25 protein-coding genes, 1 pseudogene and 1 riboswitch are annotated in these 22,399 nt (G+C 35.5%); of the genes and pseudogenes, 7 read left to right on the top strand and 19 right to left on the bottom strand.

Going from position 1 to position 22,399, the window contains the following annotated elements:
- The first annotated feature begins 227 nt into the window (after window positions 1-227).
- A riboswitch (Lysine riboswitch) is annotated at window positions 228-420 on the top strand.
- A 112-nt stretch (window positions 421-532) separates the two neighbouring features.
- From MHB74_RS14870 to MHB74_RS14880, 3 genes are all read left to right on the top strand, one after another.
- Window positions 533-1,999 carry an amino acid permease gene (locus tag MHB74_RS14870; RefSeq protein WP_061676943.1) on the top strand — a complete coding sequence of 489 codons (1,467 nt, stop codon included), beginning with the start codon at window positions 533-535 and terminating at the stop codon, window positions 1,997-1,999.
- Window positions 2,000-2,091: 92 nt separating this feature from the next.
- Window positions 2,092-2,421, top strand: a complete 330-nt coding sequence (locus tag MHB74_RS14875; RefSeq protein WP_061676963.1) for an iron-sulfur cluster biosynthesis family protein — start codon at window positions 2,092-2,094, stop codon at window positions 2,419-2,421.
- A 32-nt stretch (window positions 2,422-2,453) separates the two neighbouring features.
- Window positions 2,454-3,224, top strand: coding sequence for a DNA alkylation repair protein (locus tag MHB74_RS14880; protein WP_061676944.1), 771 nt, complete (start codon window positions 2,454-2,456; stop codon window positions 3,222-3,224).
- A 63-nt stretch (window positions 3,225-3,287) separates the two neighbouring features.
- On the opposite strand, the pseudogene MHB74_RS29210 reads toward MHB74_RS14880, so the two are convergent.
- Window positions 3,288-3,374 (bottom strand): annotated as a pseudogene (locus MHB74_RS29210) (DUF2716 domain-containing protein); the annotation flags it as partial.
- 213 nt (window positions 3,375-3,587) lie between these two features.
- Here MHB74_RS29210 and MHB74_RS14885 point away from each other — a divergent pair.
- Window positions 3,588-4,349: a class I SAM-dependent methyltransferase gene (locus MHB74_RS14885; protein ID WP_061676945.1), complete on the top strand. Its 762-nt coding sequence runs from the start codon at window positions 3,588-3,590 to the stop codon at window positions 4,347-4,349.
- Window positions 4,350-4,398: 49 nt separating this feature from the next.
- Here the strand turns inward: MHB74_RS14885 and MHB74_RS14890 are convergent, their stop codons facing one another.
- Both MHB74_RS14890 and MHB74_RS14895 read right to left on the bottom strand, forming a co-directional pair.
- Window positions 4,399-5,256, bottom strand: a complete 858-nt coding sequence (locus MHB74_RS14890; protein WP_061676946.1) for a PhzF family phenazine biosynthesis protein — start codon at window positions 5,254-5,256, stop codon at window positions 4,399-4,401.
- Window positions 5,257-5,465: 209 nt separating this feature from the next.
- Window positions 5,466-5,651 carry an antitoxin VbhA family protein gene (locus MHB74_RS14895; RefSeq protein ID WP_061676947.1) on the bottom strand — a complete coding sequence of 62 codons (186 nt, stop codon included), beginning with the start codon at window positions 5,649-5,651 and terminating at the stop codon, window positions 5,466-5,468.
- 225 nt (window positions 5,652-5,876) lie between these two features.
- On the opposite strand from MHB74_RS14895, the gene MHB74_RS14900 reads away from it, so the two are divergent.
- On the top strand, window positions 5,877-6,500 hold the full coding sequence (locus MHB74_RS14900; protein ID WP_071723845.1) for a cephalosporin hydroxylase family protein: 624 nt from the start codon (window positions 5,877-5,879) through the stop codon (window positions 6,498-6,500).
- Between the two features lie 33 nt (window positions 6,501-6,533).
- Here MHB74_RS14900 and lepB (MHB74_RS14905) read toward each other — a convergent pair whose 3' ends face one another.
- From lepB (MHB74_RS14905) to MHB74_RS14955, 11 genes are all read right to left on the bottom strand, one after another.
- The gene (gene lepB / locus MHB74_RS14905) at window positions 6,534-7,055 is read right to left on the bottom strand and encodes a signal peptidase I (RefSeq protein WP_061676949.1); all 522 of its coding nucleotides are present in this window, start codon (window positions 7,053-7,055) and stop codon (window positions 6,534-6,536) included.
- Between the two features lie 82 nt (window positions 7,056-7,137).
- Entirely contained in the window at window positions 7,138-9,291 is a 2,154-nt protein-coding gene (locus MHB74_RS14910) for a peptidoglycan D,D-transpeptidase FtsI family protein (RefSeq protein ID WP_061676950.1), read from the bottom strand.
- A 242-nt stretch (window positions 9,292-9,533) separates the two neighbouring features.
- A complete protein-coding gene (locus MHB74_RS14915; protein WP_081110159.1) occupies window positions 9,534-10,268 on the bottom strand; it encodes an NAD-dependent protein deacylase in 735 nt (244 codons plus the stop codon).
- A gap of 80 nt (window positions 10,269-10,348) precedes the next feature.
- Window positions 10,349-10,543, bottom strand: a complete 195-nt coding sequence (locus MHB74_RS14920; protein ID WP_061676952.1) for a hypothetical protein — start codon at window positions 10,541-10,543, stop codon at window positions 10,349-10,351.
- A gap of 168 nt (window positions 10,544-10,711) precedes the next feature.
- Window positions 10,712-11,359 (bottom strand): pyroglutamyl-peptidase I, encoded by a 648-nt coding sequence (pcp, locus tag MHB74_RS14925; RefSeq protein WP_061676953.1) that lies wholly within the window; start codon window positions 11,357-11,359, stop codon window positions 10,712-10,714.
- A 15-nt stretch (window positions 11,360-11,374) separates the two neighbouring features.
- Window positions 11,375-12,337, bottom strand: a complete 963-nt coding sequence (locus MHB74_RS14930; protein WP_001021658.1) for a DUF979 domain-containing protein — start codon at window positions 12,335-12,337, stop codon at window positions 11,375-11,377.
- 1 nt (window position 12,338) lies between these two features.
- Window positions 12,339-13,034, bottom strand: a complete 696-nt coding sequence (locus MHB74_RS14935; protein WP_061676954.1) for a DUF969 domain-containing protein — start codon at window positions 13,032-13,034, stop codon at window positions 12,339-12,341.
- A gap of 171 nt (window positions 13,035-13,205) precedes the next feature.
- Entirely contained in the window at window positions 13,206-13,967 is a 762-nt protein-coding gene (gene pxpA, locus MHB74_RS14940) for a 5-oxoprolinase subunit PxpA (RefSeq protein ID WP_141658046.1), read from the bottom strand.
- Between the two features lie 18 nt (window positions 13,968-13,985).
- Entirely contained in the window at window positions 13,986-14,975 is a 990-nt protein-coding gene (locus tag MHB74_RS14945) for a 5-oxoprolinase subunit C family protein (protein WP_061676955.1), read from the bottom strand.
- On the bottom strand, window positions 14,966-15,679 hold the full coding sequence (gene pxpB / locus MHB74_RS14950; protein WP_061676956.1) for a 5-oxoprolinase subunit PxpB: 714 nt from the start codon (window positions 15,677-15,679) through the stop codon (window positions 14,966-14,968). Before pxpB ends, MHB74_RS14945 begins: the two co-directional genes overlap by 10 nt.
- Before the next feature lie 14 nt (window positions 15,680-15,693).
- Entirely contained in the window at window positions 15,694-16,446 is a 753-nt protein-coding gene (locus MHB74_RS14955) for an IclR family transcriptional regulator (protein WP_061676957.1), read from the bottom strand.
- A 252-nt stretch (window positions 16,447-16,698) separates the two neighbouring features.
- Between MHB74_RS14955 and MHB74_RS14960 the strand changes: the two genes are divergently transcribed.
- The gene (locus tag MHB74_RS14960; RefSeq protein WP_061676958.1) at window positions 16,699-17,109 is read left to right on the top strand and encodes a hypothetical protein; all 411 of its coding nucleotides are present in this window, start codon (window positions 16,699-16,701) and stop codon (window positions 17,107-17,109) included.
- Between the two features lie 194 nt (window positions 17,110-17,303).
- On the opposite strand, the gene MHB74_RS14965 is transcribed toward MHB74_RS14960, so the two are convergent.
- The 5 genes from MHB74_RS14965 to MHB74_RS14985 all read right to left on the bottom strand — a co-directional run bounded on the left by MHB74_RS14965 (window position 17,304) and on the right by MHB74_RS14985 (window position 21,760).
- Window positions 17,304-18,137 (bottom strand): DNA alkylation repair protein, encoded by an 834-nt coding sequence (locus MHB74_RS14965; protein ID WP_061676959.1) that lies wholly within the window; start codon window positions 18,135-18,137, stop codon window positions 17,304-17,306.
- A gap of 153 nt (window positions 18,138-18,290) precedes the next feature.
- Window positions 18,291-18,842, bottom strand: a complete 552-nt coding sequence (gene lepB, locus MHB74_RS14970; RefSeq protein WP_061676960.1) for a signal peptidase I — start codon at window positions 18,840-18,842, stop codon at window positions 18,291-18,293.
- A gap of 23 nt (window positions 18,843-18,865) precedes the next feature.
- Window positions 18,866-19,543 carry a copper homeostasis protein CutC gene (locus MHB74_RS14975; protein WP_061676961.1) on the bottom strand — a complete coding sequence of 226 codons (678 nt, stop codon included), beginning with the start codon at window positions 19,541-19,543 and terminating at the stop codon, window positions 18,866-18,868.
- Window positions 19,544-19,739: 196 nt separating this feature from the next.
- On the bottom strand, window positions 19,740-20,885 hold the full coding sequence (locus tag MHB74_RS14980) for a stage II sporulation protein P (protein WP_061676962.1): 1,146 nt from the start codon (window positions 20,883-20,885) through the stop codon (window positions 19,740-19,742).
- A gap of 146 nt (window positions 20,886-21,031) precedes the next feature.
- Entirely contained in the window at window positions 21,032-21,760 is a 729-nt protein-coding gene (locus tag MHB74_RS14985; protein ID WP_061680224.1) for an ArsR/SmtB family transcription factor, read from the bottom strand.
- Window positions 21,761-21,829: 69 nt separating this feature from the next.
- Here MHB74_RS14985 and MHB74_RS14990 point away from each other — a divergent pair, with 69 nt between their 5' ends.
- Window positions 21,830-22,300: a DinB family protein gene (locus MHB74_RS14990; RefSeq protein ID WP_061680225.1), complete on the top strand. Its 471-nt coding sequence runs from the start codon at window positions 21,830-21,832 to the stop codon at window positions 22,298-22,300.
- Window positions 22,301-22,399: the final 99 nt, after the last annotated feature.

The following is a 22,399-nucleotide window of genomic DNA, read 5'->3' on the forward strand; positions in this document are numbered from 1 at the left end:
TTTTTAAAGGGTTTTTCAATATTTTTTGCGAAACATTTGTATAACAATTTCTTTCTTTATTTTTTTGTTACATAACAGTAGGTTCGGGTGGAGTTTTGCAAGCGTTTCCTATACAATAACCGATATTTTTTGACTTTTCCTAACAAAATATCTTGCAATATATTCAGAAACTCATTACAATTGCCATATATTAAAAATCTTAGCAATATATCAAATCCTCATCAATCCGATGAGGTAGAGGTTGCGACTTTTAAGAGTAAGACGGACGAGACGCAGGGAATGTCACCGACTCCGTTTGAAAGGAAAAGTTGCCGAAGTTTATATTTCTTCTCTGGAAATATGAGCTGGGGCTGTCTCCGAAAGGAACAGAACTGTCACGTTTACAAAATTACCGTGTAAACGTGGGGTGCTATCTTAACGGAAGGGTATGATGGGGTGGTTATTTATGAAACGTTCCGCCAAATTCCTTTGGCGGTTTTTTGTATTTTTCTCCCCCGCTCCTTCCTATCTTACAAGAAAAGGAGTGTTGAACATGAATAGCGCAACGAATCAAACTACCTCTGAAACGCAAACTACAAAAGGAAAAGGTGAATTAAAACGTAGTTTAAAATCAAGGCACCTTACGATGATTTCTCTCGGTGGTACAATTGGTACCGGATTATTTCTTGCCAGCGGTGGTGTCATCCATTCAGCTGGTCCTGGCGGTGCATTAGTTGCATACGCCGCAATTGGGATTATGGTTTACTTTTTAATGACAAGCTTAGCTGAACTCGCTGCTTACATGCCTGTTACCGGTTCTTTTAGCACATACGCAACAAAATTTGTTGATCCGTCCCTTGGCTTTGCACTTGGATGGAACTATTGGTATAACTGGGCCATTACAATTGCTGCTGAACTCGCTGCTGTAACATTAATTATGAAATTTTGGTTCCCAGATACCCCTTCCCTCATTTGGAGCGGATTATGTTTAGCTATTATTTTCCTTTTAAACTATTTATCTGTTAAAGGGTTTGGTGAATCTGAATATTGGTTTGCACTTATTAAAGTCGTTACTATTATTATCTTTTTAATTGTCGGCTTTATGATGATTTTTGGAATTATGGGCGGCGAAACTGTTGGCTTCAAAAACTTCACTGTTGCAGATGCACCATTTAACGGCGGCATCATGGCAATCATCGGTGTATTTATGGCAGCTGGTTTCTCATTCCAAGGTACTGAATTGTTAGGAGTTGCTGCTGGTGAAACATCTGATCCAGAGCGTAATATTCCGAAAGCGATTCGTTCTATCTTTTGGCGTATTCTTTTATTCTATATTCTTGCGATTCTCGTTATCGGTTTATTAATTCCTTATACAACAGAAAGCCTTGCTGCAAGTGATGTAACAGTAAGTCCATTTACACTTATTTTTGAAAAAGCGGGCGTTGCCTTTGCCGCTTCTGTAATGAACGCTGTTATTTTAACGGCAGTACTATCTGCTGGTAACTCTGGAATGTATGCATCAACTCGTATGCTTTGGGACTTAGCTCGCCAAGGAAAAGCACCAAAATTCTTAGGAAAATTAGACAGCCGTGGTGTACCTGTTAACGCATTAATCGTAACGTCAATTGTCGGTAGTATCGCTTTCATTGCTTCTTTATTCGGTGACGGCGTTGTATACATTTGGTTATTAAACGCATCTGGAATGTCTGGCTTTATCGCATGGGTCGGAATCGCAATAAGTCATTACCGTTTCCGTAAAGCATATATCGCACAAGGTAAAGATTTAAAAGACTTACCATATAGAGCAAAATGGTTCCCATTCGGTCCAATCTTCGCATTTGCACTTTGTGTCATCGTCATTTTAGGTCAAAACTACGGCGCATTTATGGGCGAAGCAATCGATTGGAACGGCGTACTCGTTTCTTACATCGGTTTACCACTCTTCTTAGTACTATGGTTAGGATATAAATTTACGAAGAAAACGAAAGTGATTCCGCTTGATAAATGTGAACTAAAATAAAGTAAAACGAGCAAACAAATTTGTTTGCTCGTTTTTTATTCCGGTGCTTCTCCCTTCCCTATTGCTCCTGTTTTTGCAATAATAAAGGAAATATAAATAAAGGTTGGGATACTACTAGGAACATTCGCATTACTGATGAAGCAAAAGCAGCTATACATAGATTAGAGCGCGAAGACAAAAAGATCATTCGCATTAGAGGGACAATGACAAACTCTTGTAGTATTTTCGTTGATGTGGATTTAATTTGGGATACATATAATGCAGATGACGTTGTATATGAAGATGCTGATTTTACCGTACAAATGGATTCATTTACGAAAGACTACACTGGTGATACGGTGAAACTTGATTATAAGACGACTGGTTTTAGTATTACGACTCCGAGTGAGACTTTGGTTTATGGGTTGTCGATTAAAAAATAAAAATTGTTTTAGCTAACCATTGAGGTGAAAAAATGGGTAAATATGTTCCGTTGAAATTTTTATTTAATGAAGAATTAGCAGAAAGAATGGCTGATTCTATTTGTAAACACGATCCTACTTTCTCTAAAAGCATCTTTGTAGATTCAGTAACATGTAAAGTTGAAAATTTAGAGTTAAAGCAGCGTATAGAAGTAATAGCAGATGCATTACACGATGTATTACAAAAAGATTTTAATGCAGCAATACATATTTTATTGAAAACATTGGGACCAGAAAATACAACAGAAGTAGGCACATTTACAAACGGGTATATGTACATGCCGATTGCAAAATACGTTGAAAAATATGGGCTTAACGATTTTGAATCCTCATGTAACGCCATGTATGAAATAACAAAAAGAAATACTGCTGAATATGCCATTCGTCCTTTTCTTGAAACATACCATGAAGACACACTAAACATATTACAACAATGGATTCATGACGAAAACAGCCACATTAGGAGATTAGTTTCCGAAGGTACAAGACCAAGACTTCCTTGGGCTAAAAAAATGGGAGCTCTGAAAGGTGACTTTAAGAACAATTTACAGCTTCTTGAACCATTAATGAATGACCCGTCTAAATATGTCCAAAAATCAGTAGCCAATCATATGAACGATATTACGAAAGAAGATAAAGAACTCGTTTTTCAATGGTTGCAGCAGTTACGTGATAAACAGCATCCTGTTAACCCTTGGATTATAAAACATGGGTTAAGAACGGTGATAAAAAGTGGTAATTTGCCAAAAGATTTTTCTTTTTGAGTATTTTAAATAAAACCGCTTATGCTTCAAGAATGAAGTATAAGCGGTTTTCTCTTGCAAACATTATCCTTGCCTTAAAATATTTTGAAAGATTTCCGGCTTATTTTGTTCAAAGCTTGCTATTAGTTCTTTTCCAATCGTCTGTATACTCCATCCAGTTTTCCATTAAACAACTACCTTCCCTAATAACTTTAAAGGAATTCCACTCAATTATCCCGAATATATAAATAACTATTCTCACAAGGAGCGAATTTATATGAATCTATTCGAATATGAAACGTAAAACCGTTCCACTTTAATAAGAGGTCCTCCTTTTTTCTTTTCTCATCATATCAATTACATACAAAATAGGAGGATTCAATTATGAAACGTGATCCATTATTTTTAACTTTATTAGAAAGTGCGAATACAAATTTTAGCGGTTGGGATTTTTCTTTCATTTCAGAAACGGGGCGAATGAAGAGCGAGCCTTTATCGTGGTCGTACGGCAGCACTGCTTTTCAGCTTATGCAACATGCAGAATCAATGCTCGATATGGGTACTGGTGGCGGAGAGTTTTTATCTATGTTACAACCGTTCCCGTCAACTACTTATGCTACTGAGGGATACGCTCCAAACGTGCCAATCGCTCAGAAGAAATTAGAACCTTTAGGGGTTATAGTTGTAGAGGTAACGGATGATACTATTTTACCATTTCAAGATAGCCAGTTTGATTTGATCATAAATCAACATGAATCATATGCTGCACCTGAGGTAAACAGACTCCTTGCTCCTAATGGAATATTTCTTACCCAACAAGTTGGCGGTCTCGATTGCGCGGAACTTAATGAGCAGTTTAACACGCCGCTAAATAGCGAATTTGTAAGTTGGTCGCTTGAAACTGCATGTTGTGAGTTAAATGAAAATGGAGTTACTATTTTAGAAAAAAAAGAAGAGTTCCCTTTTCAACGCTTTTATGACATTGGCGCTATCGTCTATTATTTAAAAGCGATTCCGTGGCAAATTCCTGATTTCACTGTTGAAAGGTATTATGAGGAATTATATCGTATACATGAAATCATCTTACAAAAAGGTTATTTTGATGTGAAGCAACATCGTTTTATGATTAAGGCGATTCGCAGTTAATCATGGAGCATATGAAAAAGAGATGGATCTACCATCTCTTTTTTTATTTTCACTCAATATTTTCTAAATTTAAATACTTAGTTTCACAATAATAGCCTTTGCCGCCAACATAAACCTTTTCTATTTTATTGTTGCTATCGGTTGCTAATTTAACTAATATTTCGGAAGGCGAGTGTAAAGAATAACCTTGTTCAAATACATAGTCTTCTTTTTGTAAGTAGTGCTGTTCATAAAGGTAGCAAGCTAATGCACCGTTTGAAGTTCCAGTCGCTGCTTCTTCATTGATGTCGTATAGCGGAGCAAAATTTCTGCATATAATTCGATTGTCATTAATAGTATATAGATGCATCCCGACAACATCATAATACTTGCTGATTTCTTTAATTTTTTCAAAATTAGGTTCCAGTGTATGTAATTGTGTTTCGCTTTTTATAGGAACTAAAATATCTTTTAAGCCCGTAGAGACAATTTGAATTGGGTATGTATTGTCTATATCTTTAATGTCAAAGCAGTCGATAAACTCATTTGGAGATATAGCATCATAAAATATCGGTTCGTTTTGTTCCATGAATATGATGTCATCTTTTATGGTAATAGTAAGAACACCGCTGTTCGTTTCAATCGTATAGCGATTCTTGAAAAGTTTATTTACATGCATCAGTATCGCAAAAGAGCCAATTGTCGCATGACCACATAAATCAACTTCCTCTTTAGGTGTAAAATACTCAATTTTATAATCAGCAACTTTAGATTCTGATATAAATGCGGTTTCCGCATAGCCCAGTTGTTTGGCTATTGCCATTTTTTGAGTAGTGGTCAATGTATTCTCCATAAATACCACTCCTGCTTTATTTCCGCCTTTATGACCCTTGCTAAATGCACTTGCAACATAAACAGATATTTTCATAAGACACCTTCCTTCCTCACTTATAGTAAATTGTACCATAGAACGTACTACGTATATATATTGTTGGATAAATTAGCCATAAAGCAAGAAACAAACTATTTTTTAGCATCTGAACTCTCCAAAAATAGTTTGTCTACAGCCTGAGAGTTGGATTTACCATCTCTTTTTTCCCGTTTATTTAGCAAAAGTTTGTGGTGCCTTTTAGATTGTTAAGTAAGTTCACATCTCGCAATCGCATCAGCTAATGTAATAAGTTGCTCGTGCGTTATCTTTCCTGTTACCTTTGCTTTATTAATTTTTTCCATTTCTTTTGTAATAATCATACCTTCTATTGCTAGATTCGCTTTAGCTGCCTCGAAAGCTTTATTCAGTTCTTCCTCACTTTTGAATGCCATAATTTAAGTTATCTCCTTCACATCATTTTCATTTCCTTTTCTAATGAAGCAAATTGTGTACTTATACATACGTCCATTTCCTTTCAGTTACACATGAGTTATTTAGCTTATTTTTAAGTAAAAACACTCGCCTTACAATTCCTTACTACATAATATATAGTACAACTTTCATACGTAAACACTTTACGTAAAGCGAAAGAATCCTTTTTAGAAAGGAGAATTAACATCGATACTATAAGCAATGAATTTCTAAAACTTTATTACGACAGCAACGTTTGGTTACATGACACACACTGGCTCGGTGTCCCCATTTTCAAACTTCCCTCTGACCTTTTTTTGTATCAAGAAATTGTTTACGAATTAAAACCCGATTTAATTATTGAATGTGGTACGTGTTATGGTGGTAGCGCACTGTATTTAGCTTCTTTATTAGATTTAATTGGAAAAGGTCATGTACTTACTATCGATATATTCCCTCAACCAAATCGACCATCACATGATCGAATTACGTATTTAACAGCTTCTTCTGTTTCTGTACAGGCCGTCCAAACAATTTTAAATATGCGCAAACCTGATGATGTGATTTTAGTTATTTTAGATTCTGATCATAGTAAAGAGCATGTCTCAAAAGAACTGTTACTTTATAAATCTATTGTAACAAAAGGCAGTTACTTGATTGTCGAAGATACAAGTATTAACGGAAATCCACTCTATCCTGATTGGGGCCCTGGTCCAATGGAAGCTGTAGAAGAGTTTTTAGCTAAAAATAACAACTTCATAATCGATGAATCTAAACATAAATTTTTCATATCATTTAATCCAAAAGGTTATTTAAAGAAGATAAAGTGAAACTTTAATAAGTGGGGTTATACAAAACCCCACTTATTCTATGATCTTCATTTTTGAAAAAGGATAATATACAAATTCCACTTTGCCTATTATGTTATCTTCTTCAATATACCCTAAGCCGTTTCGACTATCTCTACTAAGTTCACGATTATCACCCATTACAAATAACTTATTTGGCGGGATTTTTGTCTTTTGAAAGTTATAAAACACTTGCGTATTATTGAATAAATCTTTATTTGTATACGGTTCTTCTTGCTTTTTATCATTCACATATACTGATCCATTCGTTATGCTAATTACGTCACCAGGAAGTCCTATTACACGTTTTACATAATATTTCGATTCATCCTCTTCCTTTATAATGACAATTTCTCCGTGCTCTAAATTAGAAAAATGTACTGCTGCTTTATTTACAAATACGTAGTCTTCTTCATATAAAGTTGGTTGCATTGATTTTCCTTCCACTTTACATAAAGTAAAAGAATGATAGGCTACTACTAAAACAAACACGAAGAGTATGTATTTCCCCCAGCCTCTTTTCATCTCCTGCTTCATATCCATTCCCACCTTATTTAAACGCTTTTTAACTCAAAAAATAGATCACTGCACAATAAGTCTCCATGCAGTGATACTATTTTTACTGTGGCTTGTTCTGTTGTTCTACTGGGACTGGATTTCCACCCGCTCTTTTCGCTTTCAATTCAAAATACGCATCCAAAATCTCTTTACCAATCGCGGAATTAATTCCTGATTTGTCATCATTCACCCAAGGTACAACAACTGAAAAAGCAACTTCCGGATCAGCATCATATGGTGCATAACCGGCAAGAGTTAAATTATAACATTTTTTTCGGTTATAGTTTTCATCTCTTCCAATATCACTTTCTCCACCATATACTGTTTCAGCTGTTCCTGTTTTTCCAGCTGGTTTATACGGTAATCCTTTAAACGTCCCAGTACCTGTCCCGTCAGTTTCTTGAAAAACTCTTCTAAATCCTTCTTTTACATGATTAATATATGAAGTGTCCATATCCACTCGATTTAAAATAACCGGTTCAATAGAGCGAACAACTTTTCCAACATCCTCTGGTTTATGTGGTTGCTCTCTCACTTCTTGTACAATTTGTGGTTTCATTCGGTAACCGCCGTTTGCAATTGTTGAAATATATTGAGCAAGTTGCAGCGGTGTATATGTATCGTACTGCCCAATCGCATAATCAAGTAAAAAACCAGGTATGTTATCCGTTCTACCCATTTGACCAATCGATTCATTCGGCAAGTCAATTCCAGTCGGTACACCTAATCCGAACTGTCTAAAGTAGTAGCGCATTTTATTAAATGTCTCTAGTTTAATGTCTAACGGATTGTTTGGTACATAATTTATACCTGCCATTTTTAAAGCAGTGTTAAACATGTAAACATTCGATGAAACTTGTAAAGCTCTTAAATCATCAATATCACCAAAGTCTTTCCACGATTTCTTTGGTTTAGAACTTCCTTTAAAATACATTGGTGCATCAAAGAAGTGCGTATACGGTTTAATTGCTTCAGTTTGATATCCGGCTAATAATGTAGCCCCTTTCACAGTTGACCCTAACTCATAAGAACTTGTCATCGTTCCTAAAGCGAAGTCTTCTATTTGCATGCCGCCATCTTTATTTACAATTTTCTTGCCACCCATTGATAAGATTTGCCCGTTTTTCGGGTTCATCATTACAACGAACGCACGATCCATCATCGGCTCTGCAGAATGAAATGCTCGTAAATTCTTTTCAAGACTTTCCTCTACTTTTTTCTGTAACTCCATATCCACTGTTAACATTAAATTATTTCCACTTTTTCCTTCAGTCACTTTTTCTGTCCGAATAATATTTCCCGTTTTATCCGTAATATTTTTAGACTGTTCTTTCGTTCCATGTAATGTATCTTCGTACTGTTTCTCGATGTAGCTCTTACCAATGCGATCATTTCGGTTATAATCACGCACTAAATAATAATCTAACTGTTCTCTTGGCAAGCCCTCATTTTCAGTAGAAACGCTACCAAGAATAGAACGAAGTATCTTATCATTTGGGTATTCACGTTCCCAATCCACTGTCGTATCCACGCCTGGCAAAATTGCCAATCTTTCACTTACGATTGCATATTCATTTTGACTTACATCTTTTTTAACAATTTGCGGCGTCATTTTATATCCCGCATTCATCCTACTTTTAATTGCTAGTACTTCTAGATCCTCTTTTGATAGTTCGCTTAATTCTTCTGGCGTAATTCTTTCACGGCGCAACTCTTCAACTTTTTTATCTAATTCTTTCCCCTCAATCTCTTGCTTCCTAAATGCACTCTCATCTTCTTTCGTTACTTTTTCTGCTGCTCGTTTTTCATTTAACTGCATCCAAAAATCTTTTTTATCGGTTTCTGTCAACTTATTGATATCTTCTGGCGACATTTCAATAAGTTGGGCTAAATTTCTTGCTACTTGTAAAACTTCTTTCGAATCTACTCCTTTCATTTTCGTATATGTAACGGTTCGTAGTGGTTTATTATTTACAATCACTTGACCTTGCCGATCAAACATTTTCCCTCTAGGAACAGGAGTGCTTACCGTTACATCTTCCTTTTTGTTCACTTCATTTCTATACGTTTCTCCATCAATGATTTGTACTTTACCTAATTGAATTATAATAGCTGAAAATAAAAGAAAGACGATAAAAAATAGTACATTTAATCGAAATGGAATATGAGTCTTTTTCTTTTTCGATTGTTTCTTCTGCTCCTTTTTCTGTCTCATTTCGCTCCCTCGCTTCATTCTATTAACATTTCTACGCAAAATCATTATGTATCAAATTTATTTATATGATATATATAGAATTTTATATTAATTACTAAAGAAATAAAAGATTTAATTTTCAGTATTTTAATTTTACGACCTATTTATTACCATTCCCTTATTAAGGAATAACATGAATTTTATTCAAACAAAAAAAACTGAAGTGTTCTCTATACACCTCAGTTTTTCATAAAAATAATAATTTATTTAACCGACGATACCCCGTCAACAAATTCACCAATCTTATTTTGAAAAACAAAATCAAAGTTATATTCTTGCCCTGTTAACTCTTCATTTACTAAAATTGTCGTTGCCCCTATTTCCCTCTTTGCGATTTGCGGGAATGAAGCGACGGGTTGTACTTTTAATGACGTTCCCATAACGATAAGTACATCTGTTTCATATAAACGTGTTATCGCATTTTGATATTGCGGCAATGTATCTCCATATAAAACAACGTCTGGATTTAAAATGAAATTACACTTCTCGCAGCGAGGCACTTCATGATCAATCATATACTGCAAATCATATCCCGCTTTACACTTCGGACAATGTGCTGTTTGAAGTGTTCCATGCAAATCAATGACATGCTTACTACCACCTAGTTGATGTAAACCGTCAATATTTTGCGTTAAAATCGTAATATCTTTCCCTTGTTCTTCTAATTCAGCTAAAAAGCGATGGCCGCGATTTGGTTTATATTGATAAAACGTATTAATTTGAAAGATTTCCTTATAATGCTTCCAAAATTCTTTCGGATTTCTATTATAATATCCTCTTGATAAATACATCTCCACATTCGCATCGGCATACAATCCATTTGCTGAACGGAAATCTGGGATACCACTTTCCGTACTTGCTCCTGCACCTGTTAACACTGTAATTTTCTTCGCTTTTTCTAAAATTGAACGTACTTCTTCAAATTGCACAAAAATCACCTCTATGTATTTTCCTATAATTATTATACCAGTTGTTTACAGGAGGTGTTGTCTTTGCATAAAGAACTCTTTAAACTTCCTTATTTTATATAGTTTTTCTTGATGATATCTTTTGCATTTTTGTAAAGGAATACAAAGAAGATAACTGCTAGGATACCGTTTACCCAGTAATATATATTTCCAGAGGCAAACCTATTATAGAAGGATTGAGCATTATAATATAATAGGCCCGCCGAAAGCACGGTAGAGATTACTAACATGCCAAAACTTTTCAAGATATCCACCTCGTTTTTAAAAATTCAGATTCTTATAATAATTATACATGGAAATGGGAGAGTTTAAAATGTGCAATGTATCCTATCATTATCAAGCTAACGATACATCTTTCCTCCAAACAAAAATAACAACTACATACGCACCTCGGTACTACCCCAACATCTTACTTAATGCGTCGTACCTCCAACTTCCACAATATCGACCTCAACTGTCGTCGTTACCTCAACTGCCAATTCTATACCTTTACGAATAGTAGAAAGTGACATGCTCGGTTGGCCTGGGTAGTTACTCGCTTGTTCTGGCAAGAACGGAATATGAATAAATCCACCTTTTATTTTCTTATCCTGTTTTTCTAGTTCATGCATGAGACCGTAGAATAAATGATTGCAAACAAACGTTCCCGCTGTTTGTGAAACGGAAGCTGGTATCCCTTCTTCTTGAAGTCTTTTTACAATTGCTTTCATCGGAAGCGTAGACCAATAAGCAGCCGGTCCTTCTTCTACAACCGGTACATCTACCGGCTTATTCCCTTCATTGTCAGCAATTCTTGCATCATCAACGTTAATTGCGACACGCTCTATCGTAATATCTGGTCTACCTCCAGCTTGTCCGATACATATAACCATTTCAGGATTTAGTTCTTCTATATACTCTTTTAATACGCTGATTGATTTTTGGAATACAGTTGGTACTTGTTTACTAATAATCTTGTACTCTCCAATTGTTTTTTCATGCAAACTTTTCGCGACTTCCCAAGCTGGGTTGATGCTTTCTCCGCCGAACGGATCGAACCCTGTTAGTAATACTGTTTTCATAGTTTTCCCTCCTAATTAGAAACGATATACAAGACCATACATGATAAACATATTTATGATAAAGATTGAAAGAGCAATTGGTACTTGTGCTTTAATAACTGCATTTTTATCCTTTAGCTCTAAAAGCATTGCCGGAACGATATTAAAGTTTGCTGCCATTGGCGTAAGTAGCGTTCCGCAATATCCAGCAAACATACCGAGTGCTGCCATAATTGCCGGATTTCCTCCGTGCATTTGTACAATTAAAGGTAAACCAATTCCGCCAGTAATTACGGCAAACGCTGCGAATGCATTTCCCATTACGACTGTAAAGAGCATCATTCCTAAACAATATGCCATAACAGCAACGAACGGATACTCTGTCGGTAATACTTGTCCGACTAAATCAGAAACGACTTGTCCAACGCCAGATTTCGCGAAAATACCGCCAAGTGCCGCTAACATCTGTGGTAAAATAACAGCCCAGCCGACAGCTTGTAATAGTCTGCTTCCTTCTTGTACAGGCGTTGTTATTTTTGATTTTGTAATACGCATCGCTGCAACGAATGCAAGTAACGCCCCAAGTGCTAATGCAACTAATGTTACTTTATCTGGATCAACAAGGGAAACATTTCCCCATTTGATTTTCCCTAACGTTAACGTACCGATAATTGTAAAAATAGGAATTAATAGTGCAGGCATAAAAATTTTATTTTTTAATTTCTCCGCATGTTTCACACGTTCTTGTACCGGTACTTCTTTCTCCTCTGATTTTGTTACTTTGTTTAATGAAGCTAACACGACCATAGCGAGCACGATACAACCAACGTAAAACGAAGGGATTACATTTCCGAATAAAAATGTAACTGCAAATAACGCCCAAAATAAGCTAGAACCAAATCGATTTGGATGTTCACGATCAAATGCAATACGAACAGCGATAAAGGCCACGATTATACCTAATACATAATAAATTGTATCCATTGTGATGATGTTCATTTTATATTGCCTCCTTCTCTTCTTTTTCTTTTGATGTCATCGTTTTCTCTATATATTTATCAAATCTTCTAAATCTGATCCAGCTCACAATAAGCGCTGATATTGCAGTTGGAATGCCCCAAAGCGCCATATCCCACACACCGACATGCATACCTACTGAATCGAAGAATCCTTTCATTAATAAAATTGCACCAGTCGCGATAAATATATCCTCTCCGAAAAACCAAGCTGTATTTTCCGCAGCTGCTGCGTTTGCTTTAATCTTTTCTCTTAACTTTTCAGGGAGCTTACCATATTTACCTTGCGCAGCCCCTTCTGCCATCGGTGCTACGAGCGGTCTTACTGTTTGTGCATGACCACCAATGTTCAGTCCAAGTGCTGCTGATGATTCTCTTATCGTAAAATATGACATTAATACTCTTCCAGTTGTTGCTCCTTTTGATTTCGTTATTAGTGCTTCTGCTCTTTCTTTTAAACCGTAACGCTCTAAAATTCCGATTACCGGTAAAGTTAGTATTATCGGCATAGACATATATCTATTTTCTATGAAAAATTTACCGAACATGCTAATCACATCATAAAAGCTTAATCCTGAAACCATACCAGTAACAATACCTGCAACCATAACTACTAAAAGTGTATTTAATCTAAACAAAAAGCCCACTGCCACAAGTAGTATCCCGATTAATTTAATCATTCCAGCACTTCCCCCTATTTTTTATCCCGCATTAACGGGCAGTAAAACTCCCACCTCAAAATTCGATTAAGTCAAAAAAATTTAGATGGGAAGTCAACTGCCCGTAAATGCCCGATTGGTTCAACTAATAATCAGCAGGGGATGAACCTCCCCACTGATTAAAGTTTCACTTTATTTCGGTGCACAAATTGAAATACCATTAAATTCGAATGTTCTGTATATTCTCTTCGCAAATTGCACTGCTTTCTCTCCATCACCGTGTAAACAAATCGTTTGTGCTTGAACTGTTACTTTCTCTCCGTTCACCGCGTTTACATAGCCTTCTTTCACCATTTGAAGCACTTGCTTTATCGCTTCGTCTTCATTTTTTATGAGCGCATTTTCTTCTGTACGACTTGTTAATGTCCCATCTTGCTTATACGTCCGATCAGCAAAAGCTTCTTGTACGAGAGTTATATTGTATTTTTCCGCAGCCTGTATAAACGCCTCACTATTTGCTAATCCGTAAAGTAATAGATTTGGATTACTATGATTAATTGCCTTTGCGATTGCATCTGCAATTTCCGGATTATTCGCTGCCATATTATATAGAGCACCGTGCGGTTTTACATGATGCATTTTCCCGCCTGCTGCTTTCACAAAAGCGTCTAATGCACCGATTTGATACAATACATAGTCGTATACTTCATTTGGTGAAACGTTCATATTTCTTCTTCCAAATCCAATTAAATCAGGAAATCCAGGATGCGCGCCAATTGCTACGTTGTGCTGCATTGCCTTTTCGACCGTTTTCCTCATTACAGTCGGATCACCCGCATGAAAACCACAAGCAACGTTTATAGAGGACACGAACGGAAGAATTTCATTATCATTCCCCATTTTATAAGCTCCAAAACTTTCTCCTAGATCACAGTTTAAATCGATTTTCATCACGATGTTTCCCTCCTACTGTCAGCCTCGTAAAGCGACGAATTTCTTTAATAGATTCATATTTACTTCTTGTTCTATGTACAATTGTTCCGCTTCTTCCAGCGTAATTTCCTCAAAAGAAACGTAGTCTCCCGGTTTTAATTGAGCAAGAAGTGGTAAATCTACTGAAATAATATTGCCCATTCTCGGATAGCCACCTGTCGTTTGCCTATCTGCCATTAATATAATTGGCTGTCCACCATTTGGAACTTGAATGGTCCCAAATGTAACTGGACTCGATAAAATCTCTTTTTCTTCCACTCTATTTAAAACTTCTCCCTCAACTCTATAACCCATTCGGTCAGCGTAATTAGACACTTTATACTCTTTCGTAAAAAACGCCCTTACACTTTCTTCTGTAAATTGATCATATTCAAAACCAGTTATGACACGCAGCTTAGGATATTTCATATACTTTGGCAGTACGCTGCTGCTAATTACCCATTTTGTTTTGATTCGCTTATCTTTTTGTAAGTCTTGAATGAAACGCCTCGCTAATTTTGAGTGCGTACCAATTTGAAAATAATCTCCTTTTTTCAGCATCCTTCCTTCTATACCACCAATCGCAGCACGTATGTAAGTACTTTTGCTTCCCATTATGCGATCAATATGTATACCGCCTGCAAAAGTCACATACGCTCTGCAACCGCTTTTCACTTTTCCGAAGCAAAGCATGCTACCTTCTTCTGCTAAAATGGGACGCCATAATGGAATACGCTTCCCATTCAGTAAAGGTTCCATATCCGCTCCGCCAATCGCAAGTAAAGTCGTTTTTTTAATTAACAATTTAGGTCCCATAATTGTCATTTCGAGTCCTGCCTCATTCTCTTCATTACCGACCAACATATTGATCATTCGAAGTGCACTTTGATCCATGGCCCCGCCAACCGGTACACCATATTGTTGATAATGAGACCGCCCTAAATCTTGGACTGTTGTAAACATCCCTGCATGTAAAACCTCTACATCCATTTTTTAGCCCCCTCAAGTGATACATACTCTTCCTTCGTTATTGGGATAAATCGTAAATACATACCGCTTTGAATATAGGTTGGTGTTTCTTCTTCTGGATTGAATAAGGAGATCGGAGTTCGGCCAATAATATTCCATCCACCTGGCGTTTCAAGCGGATATATACCTGTTTGATTTCCGCCAATACCTACCGAACCAGCAGGTATTTGCAATCTTGGCGTTTCTTTTCTAGGTGTTTCTAGTTTTTTTGATAGCCCTCCTAAATACGGAAATCCTGGTGTAAAACCTAACATATACACAAAATATGTTGTTTCACTATGTATACGAATGACATCTTCTACCTGTAATCCTCTATAATGCGCGACCTCTTCTAAATCAGGTCCATATTCTCCCCCGTAGCAAACAGGTATAGAAATATGTTTCACATCTTGGTTCACTTCTTCTTTATACGAATCACACAACTCTTTTATATATTGACAAACGTAATGATACGGCCCTTCACTTCTCCCATTTCGCTTCCATACTTCGTATACATTGTAGTAGACCGCTAATGAAGTGAAAGACGGCACACACTCAACCATTCCTGTAAATGGGTGCCGTCTCAACGCTTGAAATAATCGCTGCACTTTTTCGTATGTCTCCATCCCCATTTCTTCACCAAATGTAACAATAATTGCTTGATCCCCTAACGTAGAAAACTTCATCCCACTCCCTCTTTCTATGCCAAAAAGCCGAGTTCTTTCGAAATGCGATGTGCTGTTTCTTTCACCTTCGCAATAAAATATGAAATGTTACTTTCGCTGTACTCAATTGCTAATCCCGAAATACTAATCCCCGCTACAACCGTTCCATCACTTGCAAAAACGGGCGCTGCTATAGCGGCTGTATGATTTTCTAACTCAGAATAGCTAATTGTGTGCCCTTCCTTTTTCGCCATTTGTAACACTTCTAGCAATTGTTTCTTATCCACAATGGTTCCATCCGCAAACTGTTTTAAATCCGTTTCCTCTATGTATTTTCTTTTCTCTTCCTCAGAGAAATACGATAGTAAAATTCTCGGACATGCACCTGCATAAAGTGGTGCTCTTCTTCCAACCGCAGTATACACGCGTACAGGCTGAGCCCCTTCCATCTTTTCCACATAAATCGCATCATTACCATCTTGAATAATTAAATTAACTGCCTGCCCTAAATTATCTCTAAGCTCTTTCATATAGGGAATCGCAATATTTCTTACTGATAATCTTTGTGAAACAAGTTGTCCAAATCGTAAAAAAACGACTCCGAGACGATATTTCCCCTTCTCGTTTTTTTGTAAAAACTCCATTTCTTCCAACGAGCCAATTAAACGATAAACAGATGTTTTCGGCATACTCGTAAGCTGGACCATCTCTGTTAAACTTAGCTCTTCATACTCATAAAACAACTCTAAAATATCCATTGTCTTAACTGCCGTTTTATTTATACTCATTCTATCTCCCTCTTGTTCCGATTTTCGGAACTTTAATTCCGTATTTCGAAACAAATGTATAATTTAAAATTATAAAATATTCTTTCAATTCTATCAATATTTTTTTCAAGCTCATGATCCGATATATTTGTCAGTAGTTTAAAAAACGTAAATAATTAAATGATTTTGTAAATTTTCACATCAAGTTATTACATCCCCAATATATTTCATTTATCATAATATATGTAAAACAAAATGTAAGGAGTGTTTCTTTTGAAAAAGTTACTAGTGATTCCCGCTATTATGTTATCTTTTTGTTTGGGGTATAATGTAACATTTGCGACAAATGAAGATACGAAGCTAAACTCTCAAATTGAACAACGTGCCATAACTAACGAGGACGTTGCATTTTTTGGATCAACCACTTATAATTTCAACTATTTTAATGGAGATAATTTAAGCGTTCTTGTACAAAATACAGGTGATTCTCCTTTTAGTTATACTTTGTATAACGCTAAAGGTGCTTGGATGATTGACGGAACTTTAAAACCTGGGGAACAAGCAATAAGCGAATTCGATATTCACTGGACTGATTGGCTTGCTGACGGTGAATATAAAATTATTTTTAGAAATAGAGACGGTTCACTTTCCAAAGTACATGTTGCCACAAAACTATTAGAATAAAAGTTTCAATAAAAAGTACGGAAGTTTAGATTTGAAATGAAATTTGATCACCTTTCATTCATAACACTAATATAAAAGAATATATAAAGAGCATGTATTGATTAATACATGCTCTTCTCCTAGTTATTCAAAATATTCTTTTTTAACATGATTGATTGTTCCTTCTTACAACTAACAAGTCTATTAGTTACATATTACTTATTTTTCAAAATCGTTCTTTTAGCTTTTTTAATAATTCTACTAGTTGATTTTATATCAGTATCCTTTTCCCATTCTTCACACAGGTTCAATACCCAATCTGGTTTCGTTTTACTTGCATCATTTAACCAGTTCCCAACCGAATCTTGTACATATTTTGATGGATCTGATTTAAGTAAATTAAGAATGGGAAGTGCTTTTTCAGGCTCTTGTTTTAATACTTCAATATGTTTACTCCATACACCTCGAGGACGAATAGATTCTACAGAGAACCTACGAATATTCTCATCCTCACTTTTTGCCCATTCTACTAACAATTCCACACTTTCTTCTATATTTTGTGAAAGATCTTCTCTAATAGACATCCAAGCAATTTCTCGAACACCAAAATGATGATCCGCCGCAAAAGGTCGAATGTACGTTAATGTATCTTTTAATGTACTATTTGATTTTTTATTCATAAACGCTGCCCAACATCGTACACTATCTGAAATATGATCAGATAATTTTAACAGTATGTCTTCCTTCTTTCCTTCATACTCTTTGAGTATAATTTCATCCAATAAAGTTCCTGTTATTCGTATGACTTTCATTCCTGTTTCAACGTTCTGTTTTTCTAATTCAGCTACTATACATTCCAAACTTTTCTTGAGTCCTATTGAAGGTAAGACATTTTTAAGTAGTTCAATATGATTTATTGCTAGCCATTCTGTTAGATTTACACTTTCTACTTTCCCTTGCTGTAGTAATTGTAAGACCTCTTTAGGAATTTCGTTTACTTTCCTGGCTCCTTTCCTGTTTAAGATAACTTCTGTTTCTTTCATTATCATTTAAATTCCCTCCTTGCAATACTATCTTCAAATAAACAGAGGCCATTTTGAAAAATAATAATCAAAATGACCTCTGTCTTTCTTAAATGAACATTCAGTTTTACAAAAAATGTGATTTAAATCCACCGGAAGAATATTTCTCCCATACATGCTTTATAACGCTCTTACTTGTTTCAACGGCCAGAAAACAGCTTGTCCTTTTCCGACAATCTCATCTTCTGAAATAAATCCAAACATACGACCGTCTTTCGAAACTTCACGATTATCTCCTAAAACAAACACTTGGCCTTCTGGCACTTTCGTTTTTCCTGTAATTTGTTCTAACGTAAAGTCTGGAGTTAATACACGGCCTGCCGCTTTTTCTTTAAACTCTTTTAAATATGGTTCTTCCATCGCTTCTCCGTTTACATATAACACATCGTTTTTATACTCAACTGTATCGCCTGGTAAACCAATTACTCGTTTTACTAAATCGTACCCTTCTTTACCGTGGAAGACGATAATATCAAAGCGCTCTAATCCACTTATACTATAACCAATCTTATTCACGAGCACTCGTTCGTTATTTTCTAAAGTAGGCATCATCGATTCGCCTTGTACTAATGAAGGTGTAAATAAAACACCGCGAATAATAGCGATTAATACTAGTGTAAATCCTATCGTTTTAGCCCATGAGAATAATTCTTTCTTCGTATTTTCCTTCATCGTTTCTCCTCTTTCTTACGTGTTTATTGTATGATTTGAACTAATTCTTGTACTAAATTAAGATCAATTTCAGAAAAACATGATTTCCCTTCTCTTACCGCTGTACCGACATGCGCTTGCGTAATTCCAGTTTCATCTAGCAATCGCTTTATATTTTCTTTCGTCACACCAGCTCCAGCAACAAGTTGAATTTGACCTTCGCTTACCTTTTGCATTTCTGCAAGCACCGGAATATTCTCTACTATATTTCCTTGTCCACCTGAAGTTAACACGTGAGTCACTTTATGAAACTTCTTTAAAATCCTCATCGCTTCTACTGGATTTTCTATATCATCTATCGCACGGTGGTACGTTACATTTATTCCATCTACAACAGATAGTAAATCCGCTAATTTCTCTTCATCCACTTCATTTCGTTCGTTTAATACACCTAATACAACACCAGCTGCACCTAACTTCTGCGCCATGATGATATCTTCCTTCATCATTTCAATTTCTTCTTCCGTATATGTAAAAGACTTCGCATGCGGACGAATCATAACGTGAATCGGTATATGTACTGCTTCTACCGCTTTTTTAATAAATGCATAACTCGGCGTTAAACCGCCTTCTGTATAAGATGAAATTAATTCAATTCGCTTCCCGCCAGCTCGTTCAATTCGTTTCACATCTTCTAAACATGTTGCAATAACCTCTAGCATGAGATAACCTCTTTTCGTGCTTTTTTCTTATTATAACATTAGTAAAAATAAGAAACCTAGCATTCTCCTGTAAATCTGTAAAAAGAAGAATGAAAAGAAAGATTTTTTTCATTCGACGACGTTTATTGGTAATTTTATATTCTACAAAAAAAGAGTAACACCTAGCACTTCTGACTAGGTATCACTCCTTTTTATTTTAATTATTTTTCTTCGTTACTTCATTATAATAGTGGCTAAATGCTTCTACTAACGCGTCAACTGACGCATACAATTCTTCTGGTGTATTATCTACCCCTCCCATTTCAATAAGTAATGCATTGGGAGAAAGATCTTGATTATATACTCCGTTCCCGCTTTTACGATCTTTAATAAAAATCCCTCGGCTTAAACCGTAATACTTCTCGTCTAAATATGAATTTATTGCCGTTACTATTTTTTTATTTTTTTCATAGTTAGGATTTTCTCGTCCTAAAATAAAATAAAGCCGAGCATAATTCTTTCCGTTAATATTTTTTGTTGTAATATTTTTTCGTGCATCATCTCTATGAAGGTCCATCGGAAACATAATATTTTTATCTTGTGCCAATTTATCTTGTAATATTTGACGGGACCCTTTATAAGATTGGGCCCAATTTAAATTTTTATTTCGTAGAAAATCCCTCATATTTGTCGTATCATGTGAAACACCTATTCCTTTTTCTTCTAATTTTTGTTTTAAATAGTTTCCAACAAACGTAATATTCACTTCATTATTTGTACTGGAAGCATCATCAGGTATCGAAGCTCCTGGGATAAGAGGAATAAACGCTTCCCAACTATGTGTATGATAAATAAAGACTTTATTTTCACCGTTATTTTGTGTATTTGACTTTTCACCAGTAGAATTGTTTTCTTTCCCACTCTTTGGGTGTTCAATAGCAGTACCTTTATCTTTAATGTTATCTAAAGGAACACTGGATTCTTCCGGAATGTTCGTATAATCTGTTCCTTCCCCAGCAATTAATATTTCCGAATAAAATTGATTCATATTAGGAAGTTCTCGAGTTAATAAACTTCGGAGGTCGTTTACATTAATGTTTGTAGAAAGTGACAGTAAAAAAGATTCCAAAGACGCTCGTCCTTTTTCTTTATGGAATTCTTCTGCAAAATAACGATTTTCACTTCCTATCATGTACATAAGACCTTTAGTAGAATTCGTTCCCAATAATTGATTCATATAAAATGATTTAAATACGCTGGAATTACTAGAAATAAAGAATGAAGTGAGGATACATATAATAGTGAATAAAATACATATCACTACATATCTTACATTTAATACTTTCAGTTTAATTTTATTCATTTTATATCTCCCTTCATTTACTATATTCTTACGCATAATTTTTAAGTAATATGATTACTAATTTAATAGAATTGCCTCAAAAATTTTAAAAGAAATGAAATAACCTGAGTCTATATAAATATAGAACTCAGGTTATTTCATGCCGTTTACTCGACAGGAGGCATTGCATTTTGATGGACTTTTTTATTTTCCATGTCAATGCCTAATTGGTCTTTCAAGAACTTCATACCTTTTGTTGTAAGATGAACAGCCCGATTCTTATCTGTTTTTGTAATCCATTCCTGTTCAAAAAATACTTTTGCTATTGCAGATCCTAACCAACCAGAAATATGGTAGCGTCGTTCACTCCAATCAAGACAAGGTTTTGCAAATATTCTTCTCTTTATATTTGCCGTTTCAATATTTATTCCAAAATTCAGAAACCAGTGCTTACCTTGTTCCGTTACAATGTATTCTCCTTTCTCTAAAATGATAAATTCCTTATCTAATAATTTTTCGGTTATCTCTACACCGAGTTTTCCTGCAAGATGATCATAGCAAGTTCGAGCATAACGAACTTGTTTTAGTTGATTCGATTGTTTTAAAGAACGAACTTGGACTGTTGGTGCGATTGTTCCTAACTTTTCAAGAACCTCTGCTACCTCTTGATTAGCAAGTCGATAGTAACGATGTCTACCATGTTGCTCAACTGTAAGTAGATTCCCCTCCACTAATTTAGAAAGATGAGAACTAATCGTTGGATGTGACACCTTTGTCATATAAGCTAATTCGCTAGCAGGTAGTGCCTGATTGTTCATTAAACAATCTAAGATAATTGCTCTTGTAGGTTCAGCAATTAGTTTGGCTATATATGAGATATTCGGATATACATTCATATTTCGATGATACCCTAACTATTAAACTGATACAATTATTTTAAGTTTAATAGTAAAGGAGAATGTATTATGAATGCAATTGATCTTAGTATATTAAATTTGAAAGAAACGAGAAGGCGCTCAGAAAAATTATGGAATTCTCTTCCCGATAATTTTCTTAATTGGAAGCCTGATCATGAGGCCATGTCCTTTGGTGAGATGATTCGTCATGTTTGGACCTCAACTTTTTACTATCATATGATTTTAAAAAACAACGGCTCAATAAATGACATACATATCCCGTATGATGACGAGCCAATTACTTGTGTAAAAAAAGAAATTGAATTGGCACAAGTATACTTTACTGACTTCATAGAATATGTTCAATCCATAAGCATAGCTGAGCTAGATTCAACCCTTATTGATCGAAGCGATGTTGGCTATCAAAGATATTTAGGCGACATGCTATTACGAATTGCCTATCATGATGCGGTCCATGCAGGTCAATTTTTACAATATTTACGGATGATAAACTTGGAAAGACCTTTAATTTGGGATTAAAAGTTACGAAACTAACATTGCAATAAATATTCTTTCAGCCAATAACAATCCAAAATCATGATAATCATTTATATCAAAAACCTACATCTCAATTTGGTA

The organism is Bacillus sp. FSL K6-0069 (assembly GCF_038007785.1).
Taxonomy (GTDB): Bacteria; Bacillota; Bacilli; order Bacillales; family Bacillaceae_G; genus Bacillus_A; species Bacillus_A mobilis.